Origin of the sequence: Enterococcus sp. 7E2_DIV0204 (genome assembly GCF_002140855.1) — a bacterium.
In the GTDB taxonomy this organism is placed as follows: domain Bacteria; phylum Bacillota; class Bacilli; order Lactobacillales; family Enterococcaceae; genus Enterococcus_L; species Enterococcus_L lemimoniae.
This window is the reverse complement of record NZ_NGKY01000001.1, coordinates 998718-1016552: the sequence shown is the minus strand read 5'-3', so window position 1 is coordinate 1016552 and position 17835 is coordinate 998718. Positions and strand designations below refer to the sequence as shown.

Genomic DNA, 17835 nt, shown 5'->3' with positions numbered 1-17835 from the left:
GTATTTTATTATAAGGGATAAACCAAAATAGTATGTAAAAAAAAGCATTAAATATTAAAAATTCTCCCATTTAACATACTTTTAATGCTATAGTATTATTAAACGAAAAAATGATTGGGGAACAAAAAGTATGATTGGTATTTATGATTACACAGTTATTCTAACGTATGGAAATGCAGTTTTTTCCATAATCGGGATGTATTTGGCGCTGACTCAACATATTGTTGAAGCGATTTTTTGTTTAGTATTTTCAGGTATTTGTGATATGTTTGATGGATTTGTTGCAAACACGAAAGAACGCACCAAGAGTGAGATGTGTTATGGGATTCAAATCGATTCACTCGCTGATTTGATTAGTTTTGGGGTGTTCCCAACAGTTTTAGGGTATGCTTCTGGTTTAACGCAAGGAATTTATTTGCCATTATTTGTCTTTTACATTTTAGCAGCTTTAATTCGGTTGGCCCACTATAATGTGACCGAAATGGAGAGAAAAGAACATTGTGACACTTGTCGAGAATATTACGAAGGATTGCCTGTTACGAGTAGCGCAGCGTTGATTCCATTGTTATTTTTTATTGCAGGACGGTTACACATTGCCTTTACTTTGGTCTATCCAGCAGCATTATTGATCATTGGTTTTTTATTTATTTCAAAAGTAAAAATCAAAAAAGTCGATCCTAGAAAATTAGCTTTTGGCGCTTTTATAGGAGCAGTAGTTGCTTTTTTTGTTCGCTAAATTTTTTAAAGGAGTAAATAGATGAATAGACGCTTTAAAACTAAACGGATTACTGAACAGGATAGTTGGTTATTACACTTTTTATATAAAAATCCGCTAGGACGGACTTTGTTGAAAGGAATTATCCAACCGCCGCTTACAAAGGTGGCTGGAGTCTATTTAAATAGTCCACTCTCAAAAGGAATGATCAATCGTTTCATCAAAAAAAATGCTTTGTCGATGCAAGACTATGAAACGATGAGTTATACGTCATTCAATCACTTTTTTATGCGGGAAATCAAGCCTGCTGCCCGCGTCTTATCTCAAGATAGAGGTGCTTTCAGTGCGCCTTGTGATGGAAAAGTAACTGTTTATTCAATTAGTGAAAAACAAACATTTAAAGTGAAGCATTCAGAATACGCGCTTTCGGAGTTACTTGATAGCACAAGTCTTGCCGCAAAATGGCAAGGCGGCTGTGCTGTCATTTTTCGTTTAACACCAGATGATTATCATCACTATTATTTTATTGATGAAGGGACAATTTCAGCACATCAGAAAATAGTTGGTATTTTTCATACCGTACAGCCGATAGCGATCCATAGCCAGCCAGTATTTTCTAGAAATGCAAGAGAAGTAACTGTGATTGAAACGGAAAATTTTGGTGAAATTGCTCAAATCGAAGTTGGTGCGTTAATGGTTGGGAAAATTAAAAATATAAAAACTTCCGGCAATTGTCATCGTTTTGAGAAAAAAGGCTGGTTTGAATTTGGTGGTTCGACTGTAATTATACTATTTCAGGAAAACCAGGTGACCATCGATCCAGAAATTTGGAATAATACTGAAAATAATCTTGAAACAATTGTGAAATTTGGTCAAATGGTGGGTCAAAAAATGGAGGGAAGTCATGAATAAGTTGGCATTTTTGGTGATTGGACTATTGTTTCTTTTAGGTAATTTCTATATCGGCAGAAAAATTCTTTTTATATTAGAACAATTTTCCTTTTTCAAGCATTCGCTGATTTTGTGGGGGATGATTGGTTTATTGGCACTTACGTCATTACTGACATTATTATTGTTTGATGCCAATGTAGGCGGAGTAATCGGTAAAATCGGGAGTTACTGGTTATCGGCTTGGTTTTTGTCATTGGTTATTTACGGATTGACTGATCTGATTTTAATGATTACACAAAAAATCACCACTGTTCAAACTAAGACAAAGCTGATCATTTGGCTAGGTTCAACATTGTTGATCGTTGTTTTATTCTGCTATGGCTCATGGCAAGCTCAACAAATCAAAACAATGAAGTACCAAGTAACGATCAATAAATCAGCAAGTAATCAAGCTAAAAAAATAAACGCTGTCTTGATCAGTGATTTGCATCTAGGGTATATCAATGATGTGAAGAAATTAGAAAAAATCGTTACTAAAATTAATCAAAGCCAACCTGATATTGTGTTTATTTCCGGTGATTTATTTGACGGAAACTATAAAGCATTGCAAGATGTCAAAGGCATTGAGCAGCAGTTCAAACGGCTCTCCTCTACTTACGGAACGTATATGTGTTGGGGCAATCATGATGCAGGGGAAACCTTTGAGAAAATGAAGGACCTTGTTGCAGCATCGAACATCACATTACTTGAAGATGAAATCACGGTTGTAGGTGAAGAACTATTAGTTGTCGGGCGAAAAGACAGTAGACCGATTGGCTCACAAGCTGGTGACCGAAAAAGCATTCAAGAACAATTCAAAAAAGTAGGCAATAAGCTGCCAAAAATCATTTTGGATCACCAACCTTCAAATATTGATGAATATAAAAATGAGAACGAATTGATTCTTTCAGGACATACCCATCAAGGACAGATTTTCCCTTTTAGTTTAGTAACAAAGGCTTACTTTACGGTCGATTATGGCTATTATCGTCAAGATGAAAATAGCCCTCAAGTCATTGTTTCCTCAGGTGTTGGGACATGGGGACCACCAATGAGAATTGGGACCCAAAGTGAGATTGTCCAAATTGAAATAACTATAAAATAGCAAATTGATAGAGGTTGGAAGTAGGCTTGCAGAGTCGAATTCCGACCTCTTTGATTTTATCGTTCTCAAAAAATGAAAAACGAACAAATTTTCGTATCTTTTTACTGACCGCTTCTCAATAAAATGATATGATTAAGGAAAAGAAATCGGGCGAACAGGAGGACCTTATGAAACTATTACATACGGCAGACTTACATCTGGATCGGTCTTTTGAAGGCCTTAAAAACAGCCCTAAACAAATCACAGAAAAATTACAACAAGCTAACCATAAAGCAATTACAGCAATCGTTGATATAGCCATTAAAAATCGGGTAGATGCGGTTATTTTGGCTGGAGATACCTTTCATCAAAGTCGGACATCTATCCGAACACAAGCCTATTTTATCGATGAGATGAAACGTTTGGATCAAGAGGGCATCCCTGTGATCATGTCGTTTGGGAACCACGATTATTATGTAGCAGAACGTTACTGGTTCGATTTTCCTAAAAATATGTTTCTTTTTAAAAAGGAACAGGTTGAGACGCATTATTTTATGACGAAGAATCAAGAAAAAGTGGCAGTAACAGGGTTTAGTTATGAGCATCCATGGATCAATGAGGATAAACTTTTAGGTTTTCCTACAAAAGAGGTAGGAGTAAATATACATATTGGGGTTTATCACGGAGATACGACCAATAACGGAGCTCAGAACTATGCACCATTTACATTTAGTGCGATGAAATCCAAAGGTTATGACTATTGGGCTTTAGGGCATATCCATCAGCCACAAGTGGTCAGTGCAGATCCATTGATCGTGTATCCGGGAACACCTCAAGGACACACAAAAAAAGAACGGACGGTACAAGGGGTTGCCATTGTTTCCATAGGAGCAGGTCATGCAACGGTTCGATTTGAACCAGTCGCTCAAGTTTCTTGGCAAGTAGAGAAGTATTCGCTGCGTCAAGCTGGAAGTTTGCAAGAAGCGTTAAGTAGTTTGACTGAGCTGATGTTGAAAGCTGGACCAACTTCTGGGCAATTGCTATTGAAAGAAATCCAGTTAACAGATATAGTGCAATTAGGCGAAGAATTCCAAATATCTTATGAAAACGGTGAATTGCTGCACTATTTACAAAACCGTTTATTGCAACAAACAAATCATTCACTGTTTTTATTCAGAGTAGAGGTAGTAGCAGAAGATTTGACTAAAAAAGTCATGATCACAGCCGCTCCAGAGCTATTAAATCAATTAGAGAAAAACTATTTACAACCGGATATCTTTTCAAATACATTACAAGAATTAGTGCAAAATCCATTGTTTTCTTCAGTTGTGTCGATAAATGAAGAGTGGCGTGAGCGTAGTGTTGAGCAGGCAAATCAAAAAATCAAAGAAGATTTTGTCATTCAGGAGGATCAGACATGAAATTCGTTGCAATAGAATTGGTTGGATTCGGTAAATGGCAGCAACACAAAATTGATTTTTCACCCAAAAACCAATTAGTATTTGGCGCAAATGAAGCTGGAAAATCAACGATTTATCAATTTATTCAAGCAATGCTATTTGGCTTTCCAGCTAAAGGAAAAAGAAAAAAAGATTATCAACCTAAAAATGGTGCAGCATATGGCGGTCGCTTGTGGTTTACTCATCCAGTGTATGGTGAAGTACAAGTTGAGCGATTTAAAGGTCAAAATAAAGGGCAAGCAAAAGTCTATTTTAATGACCAAATGGGCGATGAGTCTATGCTAGAAAAGATGATCCATCCACTGACCAAAGAACTATTTCAGTCTGTCTTTACTTTTCAGCAAGAGCAGCTTAGCCAATTAGAAAAACTAAATGAAGAGGCCTTGCAAACCTCATTATTGTCTCTTGGCCTATCAGGAAGTCAACAGCTATTGGTCAGTAGAGAAGCCTATTTTAAGGACGCACAGACGATTTATAAGGGGAAAGGAAGTCAGCCGTTATTAAATCAAAAGTTGAATGCCTATCAAAGTTTACAACAACGTGTAAATGATAAGGAGCAGCAAGAGCGACCTTTTCAGCAGCTGCTGGCTGAGTTAGATAGTACTGAGCAGTTAGTAACAAAAGAACGCGAAACCGCACAAGAGATCAAAAGTCAACTAGCCTTGATAGAAAAGCAGGTAATGAATTTACCATTATATGAAGAATTACAATCAATTGAACAGTCAAAGACGTTAACTGTGCTAAGTCGTGAAGAACAAGAAAATTTACTTTCAATTTATCAACAGCATCGGTTCTTAAATGAAGAATTAACAAGATTAAATCAAAGTATAGCAGCACAAAGTGAGACAGAAGATCTGACAGATGATTACCAGTTCTACTTAAAAGAAGAAGAACATATCCAACAATTACTGAATCAACGATATGATATTGATAAACTCCTCTCTGAGATCAAGTGGATGACACAATCCTTACAGCAAAACCAAGAAGAGCTGTTTCCCTTGGAAAGAAAATGGGGCTGGAATCAAGAAACCCCGCCTCAGCTATCATTTGAAGAACAAGTGGTCAAGGAGATGAGGGATGAAATCGTTGCACGAACAGTCAAACTGCAAACGACACAGACTGATTTAGAATTGCTAGAAGAGGAAATTGCGACAAGGGAAGAAAATTTAAGTACCTTTGAAACGGTCAATAAAGAGATGTTTCGAAAAAATCATCGCCAAACGACAAAAAAAGTTAATCTTCTTTTTTGTGGTTTTGCTGGAATCATTTTAGCATTGAGTTTCTTTTTACCGGTGCCGCTTCGATATGGAACGTTTATTTTAAGTGCAGGATTTTTGCTTGCGGGTTTATTTCCACTTTTTTACCAACCAAAAGATACCTATGAAAATGAAAAACGACAATGGCAAGAAAAACTATCACAACTAGATTATCTGAATGATCAATTGATAAAAATAAAAGCAGAAATGAAACGGATGCGTGAAGAGGAAAAAGACATGGAGCGTTTTATCGCTCAAAAAGTCAAGGAAAACCATTTAGGTCGAATGGATCAAGTTGAATTTTGGTTGACCTATCGTACGGATATTACACGTTATTTGATTTTGATCAATACCAATCAAGAGCTGGAACATCAATTAGAAGCAGACCAAAAACGAGTAGCAAAACTAGCGGAAGCAACTGAGCGTTATACAGCACAGTTGCCGATCGCAGGAACTTCGTTAGCTGAAAGAATGCGTGTGATCAGCAACTTTGCAGACAAAATGGAAAAAGTTCGTTTTGCTCAAGAATATCAAGCGGATGCCTACACCCGTCAGACAATTAGGGAAGTCAAAGAAAAGCAACAGCAGGTGATCGATCAAAGCCGGCCGCTACTACAGCGGTTCCAAATAACGTCGATCAACGAGATACCAAATAAGATCCAACACTATCAAGAAACATCTGCTAATCATAGACGAAAACAAGAATTGCAAAAAATGTTAATAGGTTTATACCCTGAAACGATTGACCCACAACAATTACCAAAACAGCAGTTGGAAATGTCACAGAAGCTCAAAGATCTCGAAAGTACTATTCAACAATTACAAGAAAAAGAGCAAAAGCTGCTGTATCAGCGCCAACAAATGTTGTCAGATGGTACTTTGGATGAACTATATCAAGAACAAGCAGAACTAAAAACAGAGATAGAAGAACTGGCTTTAGATTGGTCTGCTCATCAATTAGCAGGACAGCTGTTAATGGATTTGTTAACTGAATTATCAGAACAGCAGTTGCCTAATTTATTGAAAAAAGCAACGGATTATTTCAAGCTCTTAACCCAGAACACGTATCGTGGAATTCAGTTAGACGAGGAACAATTGATCGTTATTCGTGAAGATCAGCAGCGTTTTATGTTGCATGAGTTGTCCACCGGAACAAGAGATCAAGTGATTATGGCTGTTCGCTTTGCTTTTCTTTATCTACAAGAGCAACGTAGCCTATGTCCTATTATGATCGATGATGGCTGGCTACATTACGATAGTCAAAGAAAACAACAACTAGCACAATTATTTGCCATTTTTTCTGAGCATCAGCAAGTCATTTGTTTTTCTTCTGACCAAGAAATGGTAAGCTATTACAAAGAGTTAAAACAACCGATTATGGAATTAGAAGGAGCATAAATATGAAAAAAATCCGTGAACTAACAGTAGATGAAACATTTGAATTATTTCTTTTGATCAAAAATGCTGATGTGCGTATTGCAAAAAATGGGAAAAAATTTATTGCGTTTACGTTTCAAGATACCTCAGGCACGATTGATGGAAAATATTGGGATGCCTCGGAAGAAGAAATCAGTCGCTTTACAGCTGGAAATGTGATTCTTTTAAATGGAAAAAGAGAAGTTTATCAAGGCAATCCTCAAGTTAAAATTATTCATATGCGGGTTGCACGTCCCGATGAACCGAATCAACCAGCTTTATACATGGAGCGAGCGCCATTAAAACGAGAAGAGATGGTTGAAGAAATCAATCAAACTGTATTTGAAATCACTAATGCTCATTGGCAGCGGATCGTTCGTTATTTATTGACGCAATATCAAAAAGAATTTTTTGATTATCCAGCAGCTAAAAGAAACCATCATGCTTTTGCAAATGGTTTAGCGTATCACACGGTTTCCATGCTTCGTTTAGGTAAATCAATCTGTAAAGAATATAGTGAATTAAATGCAGCACTGCTTTATTCAGGAATCATCCTACATGATCTAGGCAAAGTTAAAGAACTATCTGGTGCGATGACTACTGAATATACATTGTCCGGCAATTTGATTGGGCATTTAGTGCTAGTAGATGAAGAAATTACCAAAGCTTGTATTGCGTTGAAAATCGACGAAAATGATGAAGATGTGATTGTATTACGTCATATGGTTTTAGCGCATCATGGCTTATTAGAATATGGTTCACCTGTTCGTCCGCGCATCATGGAGGCAGAAGTGCTACATCAAATCGATAATATCGATGCATCAATTCAAATGATGTTGGGCTCAGTGCGCCAAACAGAACCAGGACAATATACAGATCGGATTTTTGGCTTAGATAATCGTAGTTTCTATGTCCCAAAAGATATTTAAAATAGTTAGGAGAGAATCATGAACCAATCCATATTAACATTATGGTCAGATTTCAAAAAACAATTTTCAATCCCACATGACCACTATGAAGCGTGGGCTTTTGGAAATTCTCCTGCAATGGCGGATGAGCTATTGGGACTTGTCCTTAGTAGAGAAAAGACAGGGACTTCTTCGCTGCATCTTTTATATGAGTTAGATTTGGAAAGCGAGAAACTGCCAGAAGTAGGGAACTACAGTGTATTATTAGATGGAAATGACCAAGCACAAGCGATCATTTGTACAAAAGTAGTCGATATTCTGCCATATGCTCAGATCTCAGAAGTCCATGGTTATCTTGAAGGCGAAGGGGATCGCACGCTTAAGTATTGGCGCAGTGTTCATCAACCGTTCTTTGAACAAGAATTAGAGGAATATGAATTACCTTTTTCGGAGGATATGTTGATCGTTTATGAACTTTTTGAAGTAGTTTTTGAAAAATAGTGCAAATAAAAAAAAGAGATGAATTTCATCTCTTTTTTTTATTTGATTATTTAGAAGACTCTTCTGTTTTACTTGATGATTCTTCCGTTTTGCTTGAAGAATCTTTAGATTTTTCAGAGTCGCTTGATTTAGATTCTTTTTCTTTAGAAGAAGATTCTTTTTCATCTTTTTTAGAAGAATCGCTTGATTTAGCAGAATCTTTTGTTTCAACTAAGCCAGCTAGGACATCTTTGAAAGAGTCGTCTTTGATTTTAACGTTTGCTGCAGTTAAAACTTCAGATGTCACTTTTTGGATGAACTCTTGATCGTTTTCTTTTGCTTTTTCAGCAATTTTTTGTAACTCTTTTTTGTAAGGAGCCATGTCATTGCCTTTTTCTTTGTTTTTCACCATTTTTACGATAGTGAATGTTGATTGGTAACCAGTTGAATCTGTTGCTTGGATCGGTTCAGAAACTTCACCGTCTTTTAGTTTGAAAGCAGCTGTTTTTACTGCTTCAGAAACTGTTTCAGTTTGAGAATCAAATTTAACTTTGCCACCGTCTTTTTTAGTTGCTTCATCTGTTGATTTTTCTTTAGCGATTTTTGCAAAGTCGCCGCCGTCATCTAATTGTTTTTTGATTTCTTTTGCTTCATCTTCAGTTGCAACTTGTATAAGTTGAGCTTCTACTTCTGGATGGAATGTTTCCCAAGCAGTTTTTAAATCTTCATCAGTAATTTTGATGTGGTCTTTGATCCCTGCTTTGTATGCAAGACCTTGTTTGATTTGTTCTTTATAGCTTTTTTCTGTCAATCCAGCTTGTTTTAATTGATCAGCAAAGTTGCCACCTTGAGATTCGATGTTTTTCTTTGTTTCATCAAATTGAGCTTGAACGTCTTTATCTGAAACGTCTTTACCATATTTTTGATCAAATACTTTGAAAATGATCATTTGTTGAACTGTTTGTTGGCTTTGTTGGTTTGATTTTACTTGGTTATAAAAATCATCAACAGTGATTGTTCCGCCTTTCATTGTTGCGATATCTTGTGAACCGGCTGAACAAGCAGCTAAGGCAAAAATACTGAATAAACCTGCTGCAGCTAAGATTAATTTTTTCTTCATTCTTTTAGCACTCCTAAGTTTGTTTTATTTTTTATTATGTAGAAATTAATTCTCACGGTTATTACTATACCACACTATGTTTCATAAAAGAAATACGTAAACTATAGTTTCAAACAATTTTCGAATTTAGGACACAATTTAATCGATAAACATGGATGATTTTAAGGGAATTAGTCTAAATTGCGTCTTTAATAAATTTAAAAAAAAGGAATTATTAAAATTAAAGTAAGAAAATGAGGATCAAATGCCATCCCTAAGCATGTTGATCCTCGAAATTTTGTTAACCTTCCACGGACATATCCGGTAGTTCAGACTGGATTTTTTCCACTTGTTCTTGGATTTGATCTAATCTTGGTTCTGCTTGAAATTTGAAATTCTCGACATCGCGATTGAGGCCATTGATAAATGGTTCAAGGTATGTGTCAGCAGCTACTTGCAACGCCTGTGCTGATTCTTTGAATTGGTCTAGTTTATCAGTGAAATCTTCTTTCAAGTCAGACCAATCATCTAACTCATCGACAAATTTCTGACGAGTGGCTTTCCCACTTCTTGGAGCAAAAAGTAGCCCGCTTGCAGCACCAACGACGGCACCAAATAAAATTCCTTTAGAAAACTTTCCCATTATTGTTCCACCTCCTTCATAATTTTTTCGGCTATTTCTTGCATGGATTCTGAAGAGTATGCTGCTTGGTTATTTCCAAAATGAATCGAAAAATCGTCAGACTCTCCATACCGTGGAATTAAATGGATATGAGAGTGAAAAACAGATTGATAGGCTAGCTCTTTATTGTTATTGATAATATTCAAGCCCTGCATTTCCGGAAAAGCTTTTTCCAAAGCGCGAGCAACTTTAGGAACTCGTGCAAAAACTTCACCTGCTAACATTGGTTCATATTCAAAAATATCCGTCACATGCGCCTTAGGAACGAGCAAAGTATGACCTTTAGTCACTTGGGTAATGTCTAAAAAGGCATAAACCTTATCGTCCTCATAAACTTTATAACTTGGGATTTCCTGATTAATGATCTTACAAAAAATACAATCTGTCATGGTAGCCCTTCTTTCTTTATACTGTTTCTTTTACTTTACCATACCTTGAATTTTATTTGGGAGGAAAAGTTCATGAAACCTTCAAAAAGTTCGTGGTATAATAGATTCACGATAAAAATAGTTGGAGGTACATCAATGAGCTTAGTAATTGAACATTTAACAGGAGGCTACGGTCATATTCCTGTCTTGAAAGATATTAATTTTGAAGTGAAATCTGGTGAAATGGTGGGTCTGATTGGTCTGAATGGTGCAGGTAAAAGTACAACGATCAAAAATGTGATCGGCTTACTAACGCCACAAAAGGGGAAAATTTCGATTGATGGAGAAACTCTGAGACAACAGCCTGAAAGTTATCGTAAAAAAATCGGTTATATTCCTGAAACACCTTCTTTGTATGAAGAGTTAACGCTAAGAGAACATATCGAAATTACGGCAATGGCGTACGATATTCCAATTGAAGAAGCTTTTAAACGAGCAGATGCTTTGCTTAAGACATTTCGTTTGGAAAATAAATTAGACTGGTTTCCTGCAAACTTTTCAAAAGGAATGAAACAAAAAGTCATGGTTTTGTGTGCCTTTTTGATTGAACCAAGTTTATATATCATTGATGAACCTTTTCTAGGGTTAGACCCATTAGCAATCCATGCCTTATTGGAATTAATGGATGAAATGCGTAATCAGGGAGCCGCAATCTTGATGTCAACTCATATTTTGGCAACAGCTGAGCGCTATTGTGATCGTTTTGTTGTTTTACATGATGGTGAAGTACGGGCTGTTGGTTCAATGGACGAGTTGCGTGAAGAATTTAGTTTACCAGGTTCTTCTTTAGATGATATTTATATCGCATTAACAAAAGAAGAAAAGGTGGGGTAATATGTCTGGATTTTTTGGCATTCGTTTAGCACGCCATCTGAAAAAAATGATGAAATATATGCGTTATGTGTTTAATGACCATTTTATTTTAGTTTGCGTCTTCTTATTGGGGGGACTTGGCTTTTACTATTCTCAAGTTTTAAAAACACTACCCGAAAATTTTGTCTGGGGCAGACCAATCATTGTGATCTTTTGGTTGGTGTTATTGCTGATTGGTCGTGTTGCGACCTTGGCACAAGAGGCGGATAAAGTGTTTATTTTACCGAAAGAACCTGAGATGAATCAATATTTGAATCGTGCGATGCGGTATTCAATTTGGTTGCCACTGATCGCCTTGATTTTATTAGGTGGTATGTCGATGCCGTTAGTGGTCGTTTCGACAGGCTGGGCTTTTTCAACATTTTTCTATTTTATTGTGATGTTGGGGCTTTTAAAAATTAGCCATTTACGCCTGCAAAAATATGAATTGTATCAGATTTCTACTAAAGAAGCACAATTATGGTTTGCTATTTGGATGATCACAAGTGGTGTTGCGATTGCTCTTAGTTTGTATGTCTTACCACTAGCAGGTCTTCTAACAGGCTTGGTGCAGGTGATGTTGTTCTTTCTTATAATGAATAAAAAAGAAACGGCGGTATCGCTAGATTGGGAACAGATGGTTCAAAAAGAAAAAAATCGCATGCATCGAATTTATCAATTTATCCATTTGTTTACAGATATACCAGAAATTTCAAGCAGTGTCAAACGTCGGAAGTTCTTTGATCCGTTGTTAAGCAACATTAAAAAAACTGGCCAAAATACGTACTTATATTTGTATGCTCGTAGTTTACTAAGAGGCTCTGAATATAGTGGCTTATTCATTCGTTTAGTATTAGTGGGCGGAGTGATTTTGTTTTTCCTTAAAGAGTTTTGGATCTCAATGGGGGTTTCTGTGCTATTTATCTATTTGATCGGTTTTCAGTTGATCCCGATCTATACACAGTTTGATTATATGGTGATGACACATTTGTACCCAGTACCAAATGAACAAAAGAAACAGGCGGTCAGTAAACTGGTAACAGTCTTGTTGTTAGCCGCAGCCATTTTATTTAGTGTATTTGTGTTGATAGCATTGCCTGATTTTAAAGAGGGTTTATTGGTTGTTGGTGCATTGCTTGTGGAAGTAATTCTATTTGCTAAGTTTTATGTCCCTTATCGTTTGAAGAAAATGGAGGTTTAATGATGTACATTTTATGGAATGATCAAATTGTTGAACGTGGAGCAGTAAAAATCGATATAGAAGATCGTGGTTATCAGTACGGTGACGGACTCTATGAAGTCGTTCGTGTCTATAATGGGCATTTGTACATGATGGAAGAACATTTAAATCGTTTATGGGACGGTGCTGAAAAAATTAGAATGCAGTTGCCGTTTACAAAAGAAGAATTGACAATTAATTTAAAGAAATTAGTTGAAATTGAAGGAATCAAAGAAGGTAAGTTGTACTTTCAAGTAACACGAGGCATTGATGCACCAAGAAATCATGCGCTGCCAGATCCAGAAAAAGTTAAAGGTGTCTTAACGGCCAATATTAGAGCGTATGAGCGTCCTTTACAAAAAATGGAAGAAGGGATTACCGTTGCGGTTGTTCCAGATACCCGCTGGTTACATTGTGATATCAAGTCATTGAGCTTATTAGGTAATGTGTTGTCATTAGATGATGCCTGCCGCCAAGGTTTTGATGATGCAGTGCTAGTTCGCGATGATAAAGTGACAGAAGCTTCAGCAGCCAATTTCTGGGTAGTCAAAGACGGAACGGTTTATACTCATCCTGACGGAAACTTGATTCTACCAGGAATTACGAAGAAAAAAATTCTAGAGCTAGCTAGAGAGTTAAACATTCCCGTAAAAGAAGAAGCTGTCTATGAAGAAGAACTATTTACAGCAGACGAATGTTTTGTGTCAGGATCATTGACGGAAATTGTTCCAGTAGTAAAAGTAAATGATCATATTATTGGAACAGGAAAACCTGGTAAAGTAACAAAACAGCTCTTAGAAGCCTATATTGCTAGTGTTGATGCAACATGTGGAACAGTTGGGGAATAAAGTTGCTGATAAAAGAACAAGAGAGATGCTTGACGAAGTACGCTATGGAAGCTAAAATGATACTTACTGTAAATAATTATTAGAAGTTGTTAGGATAGGAGATAATTTCCATGGCATTTCAGTTGGATAAGGAATGGCGCTTGCAGCCAATAAAAGGCGCAACTGGCCAAACTTTCATGGGTATACGTGCGACTGAAAGAGTATTTATTAAACGAAATACTTCTCCTCTTTTGGCTGCATTGTCTAAAGAAGGAATTGCCCCTAAGCTAGTTTGGACCAAACGAACAGTCACAGGCGATATTTTAACAGCACAAGAATGGCTAGATGGTCAAGTCCTTAAAGCCCAAGAAATCGGTCAAAGAAATGACGTTGTGGATGTCCTTTATCATTTGCACCATTCACATATGCTAAAAAGCATGCTAGGGAAAATCGGCGGTCAGATCCAGACACCCGCAATGATGCTTCAAGCATATGGCGAAAGATTGCCTAAAGAACTTCAAAATAATTCGTATCTTGCTAGAGTCTATCACTATCTGCAAGAAAATATACCAAATTATTCTGTTCATAATTATATGGTCGTCCATGGTGATGTGAACCATCGAAATTGGATCGTATCGAATAATTATTTGTATTTAGTTGATTGGGATTCGGTAATGATTGCTGATCCAGCTTTAGATCTAGGTATGCTTTTAGGTCATTACGTTCCGCGGGCAAGCTGGAATAAATGGCTATTAGCTTATGGTATGCGTCCGAGCGAAGAAGCGTTAACGCGAATCAAGTGGTATGCGCTATTTAATTTCCTGCAAGAGATTCTTAGGCATCACCAATCAGGAGAAAAACGGGAAATGAATGCTGAAATTTTGAAGTTAAAACGAGCGTTTGGGTATTAAAAAGGATTGAAAAAGAGGATAAACTTCTATTTTCATCATTTACTTGAATAGATAGAGGGCAGCACAAAGCGATTATCGTTTTGTTCTACCCTCTTAAAATTTGTTATTAAAGAAAGGAAACACAAAACATGCGAATGAGAAAAAGACATGGAGCGGCTGAACTTTTAGCGAGTCATCCTGAACTAGTGGTTGATGAGCCAGCCAAATGGCAAGGCCATTGGACAGAACGTTTTGGGAATGATCACCCTATTCATATTGAAATCGGTTCAGGTAAGGGACAATTTGTGGTAGGAATGGCAAAAGCACATCCAGAAATCAATTATATTGGGATCGATATGCAACTCAGTGTTCTTTCGATCGCTTTAGAAAAAGCGTTGGAAGAAGAATTACCCAATTTACAATTACTTCATGTTAACGGGGAAGAACTAACACAATACTTTGCTGAAAATGAAGTGGATCAAATTTATTTAAACTTTTCGGATCCTTGGCCAAAAACACGTCATGAAAAACGCCGTCTAACGTTTAAAACATTTTTAGCAACAGACGAAATCATTCTAAAACCAAATGGCGAAATTCATTTTAAAACAGATAACCGTGGACTATTTGAGTATTCGCTTAGTAGTTTTTCAAAATATGGCATGATTCTAGAACAAGTTTGGCTTGATTTACATGCAAGCGACTACGAAGGAAATATCATGACTGAATACGAAGCAAAGTTTTCAGCCAAAGGTCAGCCGATTTATCGTGTAGAAGCAAGATTTCAAACTGAAAAAACAACGAAATGATTTAAGAAGACAAAGAGGTTGGCAAGGAGCTGCTTCTGCATCTACGGTTCTCGGTTCACTCCGAACCTCGAAGCATAGAGGACCGTTTACTCCCATCGTTTATTTGGATTCCATGTGTCCGGGATATGACTCGTAGAGTTATGTCTTGGGCATTTATTTTTTTGCAAATATAGAAGGTACCTGTTTATTTGCGTTGACATTTAATGTAGGTACCTTTATAATTATGTTTCATAAGGTACCTACATTAATTAGAGACATATCAAAATAATCAATGCAGAGGAGGAATTTTTATGTTAGCTTGTTTGTTTTTGATTTATGAATATTGCAAAAAGAACCGACAGAATAATGACCAAAGGGCCCTAGCGTGCACTTGATAAGTCTGAAAAAACGGTCGAATTAAACTATAAAAGGTAGTGAGTGGAATGAAATTAGTTGATGGAAAGTTAAGAGTAGAATTATTTAGTGATGCAGTTATTGCGATCGTCATTACGATTGCAGCGTTAGAAATATTGATTCCTCACGATGGTATGTATCGTCAGTTTATTGAAAGTGTACTAACGTTTGCGATTAGTTTTTTTATAGTCGCTGGTTATTGGAATGATCATCGGAAACTATTTGAACAAGTAGAAGAAATCAATGATCGCTTTGTTTTTAGAAATACATGTTTTCTCTTTTCTCTGGTTTTGATCCCTGTTTTTACGAAATGGTCGATGGAATCTGGGGATAAACAACTGCCAATGTTAGCTTATGGTGTCTTGCTGATGCTGATCAATGCTACATTTAGTGGTTTGTTTATGGCTGGGATCTCTTTGGCGAAAGAGCCTGTTGAAGAGACGTTTTATTTCAAGAAACTATATAAAAACCGTGACCGGGTCTATTATTTAGCGATCCTCTTGGTAATGGGTGTGGGTTATTTTATTCCGCAATTAGCATTAGTTTTGTTTATTGGTTTACCAATCATTAGTTATTTCTTAAAAACAAATTTTGAAGGGAAGTTTGAGGATGAACAATGGACAAAGCGTCGAAGGAATAGTAGGCATAAGCATTTTAGATAGGGATAAAAAAGAACAGTTGAAATCCACCTTTATCAAGTGGTGTTCAACTGTTTTCTTTATTTAGTCTTTAACTCGTTTTACATCGATCACAGTTCCTGTAAAAGCGTCAGCAGTGAATTCATATTGAACCATAACGCCGTCTTCCAAACGTGAAATACCACCAGTGTAAGTTTTTGAGTGGACTGCAAATTTTCGTAAAGGTTTTTTCTCAAATTCGATCCATGAACCTTCGATTGGACCTTCTTTTAAAAATGCGTCTTTAACATTTTCTAAAACTAAATCAGCATCGACTGTTCGTTTTTTCTGATACCATAAAGTTGAAGCAATCCCGCTCACTATACCTAGACTAACGCCGATTGCCAAGCCACCTTTAAAATAGCTTAATTCATTTTCTTCATTCATGGGGAATAACCTCCGCGTATTTTCAAATGTTCGCCAAATTTTTTTAGCTTTAGCTCTATTCTAACACATTGTATGAAAATATCGAAAAACAAAAAACGTGGGCAATTGAAAAAATTTGCGTTATAATGAATGTGAAATCATATGAAAGGAGTATCTGCCGCCTTTGCTTTAAAATCATGTTATTTTTTAGCAAAAAGGAATGGTTGATCTTAAATAGGCAACTGGCAGATAATACAACAATGGAAGAAAAAACATTTCAACGCATCAAAGAACTAACAGAATTACAAGGAACAAGCGGATTTGAAGATGATATTCGTGCGTATATGAAAAAAAATATGGCCCCATTAGTAGACGAGCTTCAATATGATGGTTTAGGCGGAATTTTTGGTCTTAAAAGAGCGAAAGAACAAGATGCGCCACGCGTTATGGTAGCAGCCCATATGGACGAAGTTGGCTTTATGTTGACACAAATCAAAGACAACGGATTATTCCAAGTTGTTCCTTTAGGCGGCTGGAATCCTTATGTAGTATCAGCACAACGTTTTACCTTGAAAACAAGTAAAGGCAATTATCCATGTATTTCTTCTTCTATTCCGCCGCACTTATTACGTGGAACAAGCGGTCAAAAACAATTAGAAGTAACAGATGTGTTATTTGATGCTGGTTTTGAATCAAAAGAAGAAGCAGAAAGTTTTGGCGTTCGCCCAGGTGATTCAATCGTTCCACAAACAGAAACGATCAAAACAGCCAATGGTAAAAATATCATCAGTAAATCATGGGATAATCGCTATGGTTGTACATTAGTTTTAGAAGCATTAGAAGCTTTGCAAAACGAACAATTAGGCCACACATTAATTGCTGGTGCTAATGTTCAAGAAGAAGTTGGCTTACGTGGTTCTAAACCTTCTGTTCATAAATTTAATCCGGATTTATTCTTTGCAGTTGATTGTTCAGCAGCCGATGATATTCAAACGAAAAAAGGCACTTACGGTCATCTTGGGGAAGGAACATTATTGCGGATTTACGATCCAGGTATGATCACATTACCTCGTGTACGTGAATACTTATTAGATACAGCAGCAACTCACAATATTCCTTACCAATATTTTGTTTCTAAAGGTGGAACTGATGCAGGTGCTGCCCATACAACAAATAATGGCGTACCAAGTACTGTGATCGGCGTTTGCGGACGTTATATTCATACGCATCAAACGATGTTTAACATCAAAGACTTTGAAGCGGCTCGCGAAATGTTGATTCAAGTCCTAAAAGGATTGGATAAAACAACTGTTAATACAATCATTTACGGAAAGTAGAGGATAGTTT

General features: G+C 36.7%; 18 protein-coding genes. 14 read left to right on the top strand and 4 right to left on the bottom strand.

Annotated features, from left to right (window positions below):
• Positions 1–130: 130 nt before the first annotated feature.
• The 7 genes from A5819_RS04860 to A5819_RS04830 all read left to right on the top strand — a co-directional run bounded on the left by A5819_RS04860 (position 131) and on the right by A5819_RS04830 (position 8270).
• Complete coding sequence (locus tag A5819_RS04860) at positions 131–736, top strand: phosphatidylcholine/phosphatidylserine synthase (RefSeq protein WP_086277263.1); 606 nt, start codon at positions 131–133, stop codon at positions 734–736.
• 21 nt (positions 737–757) lie between these two features.
• The gene (locus tag A5819_RS04855; protein ID WP_086277261.1) at positions 758–1627 is read left to right on the top strand and encodes a phosphatidylserine decarboxylase; all 870 of its coding nucleotides are present in this window, start codon (positions 758–760) and stop codon (positions 1625–1627) included.
• Positions 1620–2750 carry a metallophosphoesterase gene (locus A5819_RS04850; RefSeq protein ID WP_086277259.1) on the top strand — a complete coding sequence of 377 codons (1131 nt, stop codon included), beginning with the start codon at positions 1620–1622 and terminating at the stop codon, positions 2748–2750. Before A5819_RS04855 ends, A5819_RS04850 begins: the two co-directional genes overlap by 8 nt.
• A 167-nt stretch (positions 2751–2917) precedes the next feature.
• On the top strand, positions 2918–4150 hold the full coding sequence (locus A5819_RS04845; protein ID WP_086277257.1) for a DNA repair exonuclease: 1233 nt from the start codon (positions 2918–2920) through the stop codon (positions 4148–4150).
• Positions 4147–6843, top strand: coding sequence for an AAA family ATPase (locus A5819_RS04840; RefSeq protein WP_086277255.1), 2697 nt, complete (start codon positions 4147–4149; stop codon positions 6841–6843). The genes A5819_RS04845 and A5819_RS04840 overlap by 4 nt, the downstream gene beginning before the upstream one ends.
• A gap of 2 nt (positions 6844–6845) precedes the next feature.
• A complete protein-coding gene (locus A5819_RS04835; RefSeq protein WP_086277253.1) occupies positions 6846–7790 on the top strand; it encodes a 3'-5' exoribonuclease YhaM family protein in 945 nt (314 codons plus the stop codon).
• Between the two features lie 18 nt (positions 7791–7808).
• Entirely contained in the window at positions 7809–8270 is a 462-nt protein-coding gene (locus A5819_RS04830) for an ASCH domain-containing protein (protein WP_086277251.1), read from the top strand.
• Between the two features lie 46 nt (positions 8271–8316).
• On the opposite strand, the gene A5819_RS04825 is transcribed toward A5819_RS04830, so the two are convergent.
• From A5819_RS04825 to A5819_RS04815, 3 genes are all read right to left on the bottom strand, one after another.
• Positions 8317–9369, bottom strand: coding sequence for a peptidylprolyl isomerase (locus A5819_RS04825; protein ID WP_086277249.1), 1053 nt, complete (start codon positions 9367–9369; stop codon positions 8317–8319).
• Between the two features lie 280 nt (positions 9370–9649).
• The gene (locus A5819_RS04820) at positions 9650–9991 is read right to left on the bottom strand and encodes a YtxH domain-containing protein (RefSeq protein WP_086277247.1); all 342 of its coding nucleotides are present in this window, start codon (positions 9989–9991) and stop codon (positions 9650–9652) included.
• Positions 9991–10419, bottom strand: a complete 429-nt coding sequence (locus tag A5819_RS04815; protein ID WP_086277245.1) for an HIT family protein — start codon at positions 10417–10419, stop codon at positions 9991–9993. Before A5819_RS04815 ends, A5819_RS04820 begins: the two co-directional genes overlap by 1 nt.
• A gap of 135 nt (positions 10420–10554) precedes the next feature.
• On the opposite strand from A5819_RS04815, the gene A5819_RS04810 reads away from it, so the two are divergent.
• The 6 genes from A5819_RS04810 to A5819_RS04785 all read left to right on the top strand — a co-directional run bounded on the left by A5819_RS04810 (position 10555) and on the right by A5819_RS04785 (position 16107).
• The gene (locus A5819_RS04810; RefSeq protein ID WP_025871916.1) at positions 10555–11292 is read left to right on the top strand and encodes an ABC transporter ATP-binding protein; all 738 of its coding nucleotides are present in this window, start codon (positions 10555–10557) and stop codon (positions 11290–11292) included.
• A 1-nt stretch (position 11293) separates the two neighbouring features.
• Positions 11294–12511, top strand: coding sequence for an ABC transporter permease (locus tag A5819_RS04805; RefSeq protein ID WP_086277244.1), 1218 nt, complete (start codon positions 11294–11296; stop codon positions 12509–12511).
• A gap of 2 nt (positions 12512–12513) precedes the next feature.
• Complete coding sequence (dat, locus tag A5819_RS04800) at positions 12514–13377, top strand: D-amino-acid transaminase (RefSeq protein WP_086277242.1); 864 nt, start codon at positions 12514–12516, stop codon at positions 13375–13377.
• 110 nt (positions 13378–13487) lie between these two features.
• Positions 13488–14267: a phosphotransferase family protein gene (locus A5819_RS04795; protein ID WP_086277240.1), complete on the top strand. Its 780-nt coding sequence runs from the start codon at positions 13488–13490 to the stop codon at positions 14265–14267.
• A gap of 128 nt (positions 14268–14395) precedes the next feature.
• Positions 14396–15052 carry a tRNA (guanosine(46)-N7)-methyltransferase TrmB gene (gene trmB, locus A5819_RS04790; protein WP_086277237.1) on the top strand — a complete coding sequence of 219 codons (657 nt, stop codon included), beginning with the start codon at positions 14396–14398 and terminating at the stop codon, positions 15050–15052.
• Positions 15053–15474: 422 nt separating this feature from the next.
• The gene (locus A5819_RS04785; protein ID WP_086277235.1) at positions 15475–16107 is read left to right on the top strand and encodes a TMEM175 family protein; all 633 of its coding nucleotides are present in this window, start codon (positions 15475–15477) and stop codon (positions 16105–16107) included.
• A gap of 60 nt (positions 16108–16167) precedes the next feature.
• On the opposite strand, the gene A5819_RS04780 is transcribed toward A5819_RS04785, so the two are convergent.
• Positions 16168–16509, bottom strand: coding sequence for a peptidase (locus A5819_RS04780; RefSeq protein ID WP_086277234.1), 342 nt, complete (start codon positions 16507–16509; stop codon positions 16168–16170).
• 239 nt (positions 16510–16748) lie between these two features.
• Between A5819_RS04780 and pepA the strand changes: the two genes are divergently transcribed.
• A complete protein-coding gene (gene pepA / locus A5819_RS04775) occupies positions 16749–17825 on the top strand; it encodes a glutamyl aminopeptidase (RefSeq protein ID WP_086279650.1) in 1077 nt (358 codons plus the stop codon).
• The last annotated feature ends 10 nt before the right edge of the window (positions 17826–17835 follow it).

Excerpts from the sequence above, each read along its gene's own strand:
- A5819_RS04815 (WP_086277245.1), bottom strand. The coding sequence starts at position 10,419 with ATGACAGATTGTATTTTTTGTAAGATCATTAATCAGGAAATCCCAAGT.
- pepA (WP_086279650.1), top strand. The coding sequence starts at position 16,749 with ATGGAAGAAAAAACATTTCAACGCATCAAAGAACTAACAGAATTACAA.
- A5819_RS04810 (WP_025871916.1), top strand. The coding sequence starts at position 10,555 with ATGAGCTTAGTAATTGAACATTTAACAGGAGGCTACGGTCATATTCCT.
- A5819_RS04855 (WP_086277261.1), top strand. The coding sequence starts at position 758 with ATGAATAGACGCTTTAAAACTAAACGGATTACTGAACAGGATAGTTGG.
- A5819_RS04805 (WP_086277244.1), top strand. The coding sequence starts at position 11,294 with ATGTCTGGATTTTTTGGCATTCGTTTAGCACGCCATCTGAAAAAAATG.
- dat (WP_086277242.1), top strand. The coding sequence starts at position 12,514 with ATGTACATTTTATGGAATGATCAAATTGTTGAACGTGGAGCAGTAAAA.
- A5819_RS04845 (WP_086277257.1), top strand. The coding sequence starts at position 2,918 with ATGAAACTATTACATACGGCAGACTTACATCTGGATCGGTCTTTTGAA.
- A5819_RS04840 (WP_086277255.1), top strand. The coding sequence starts at position 4,147 with ATGAAATTCGTTGCAATAGAATTGGTTGGATTCGGTAAATGGCAGCAA.
- trmB (WP_086277237.1), top strand. The coding sequence starts at position 14,396 with ATGCGAATGAGAAAAAGACATGGAGCGGCTGAACTTTTAGCGAGTCAT.
- A5819_RS04835 (WP_086277253.1), top strand. The coding sequence starts at position 6,846 with ATGAAAAAAATCCGTGAACTAACAGTAGATGAAACATTTGAATTATTT.
- A5819_RS04785 (WP_086277235.1), top strand. The coding sequence starts at position 15,475 with ATGAAATTAGTTGATGGAAAGTTAAGAGTAGAATTATTTAGTGATGCA.
- A5819_RS04780 (WP_086277234.1), bottom strand. The coding sequence starts at position 16,509 with ATGAATGAAGAAAATGAATTAAGCTATTTTAAAGGTGGCTTGGCAATC.
- A5819_RS04825 (WP_086277249.1), bottom strand. The coding sequence starts at position 9,369 with ATGAAGAAAAAATTAATCTTAGCTGCAGCAGGTTTATTCAGTATTTTT.
- A5819_RS04795 (WP_086277240.1), top strand. The coding sequence starts at position 13,488 with ATGGCATTTCAGTTGGATAAGGAATGGCGCTTGCAGCCAATAAAAGGC.
- A5819_RS04860 (WP_086277263.1), top strand. The coding sequence starts at position 131 with ATGATTGGTATTTATGATTACACAGTTATTCTAACGTATGGAAATGCA.
- A5819_RS04820 (WP_086277247.1), bottom strand. The coding sequence starts at position 9,991 with ATGGGAAAGTTTTCTAAAGGAATTTTATTTGGTGCCGTCGTTGGTGCT.
- A5819_RS04850 (WP_086277259.1), top strand. The coding sequence starts at position 1,620 with ATGAATAAGTTGGCATTTTTGGTGATTGGACTATTGTTTCTTTTAGGT.
- A5819_RS04830 (WP_086277251.1), top strand. The coding sequence starts at position 7,809 with ATGAACCAATCCATATTAACATTATGGTCAGATTTCAAAAAACAATTT.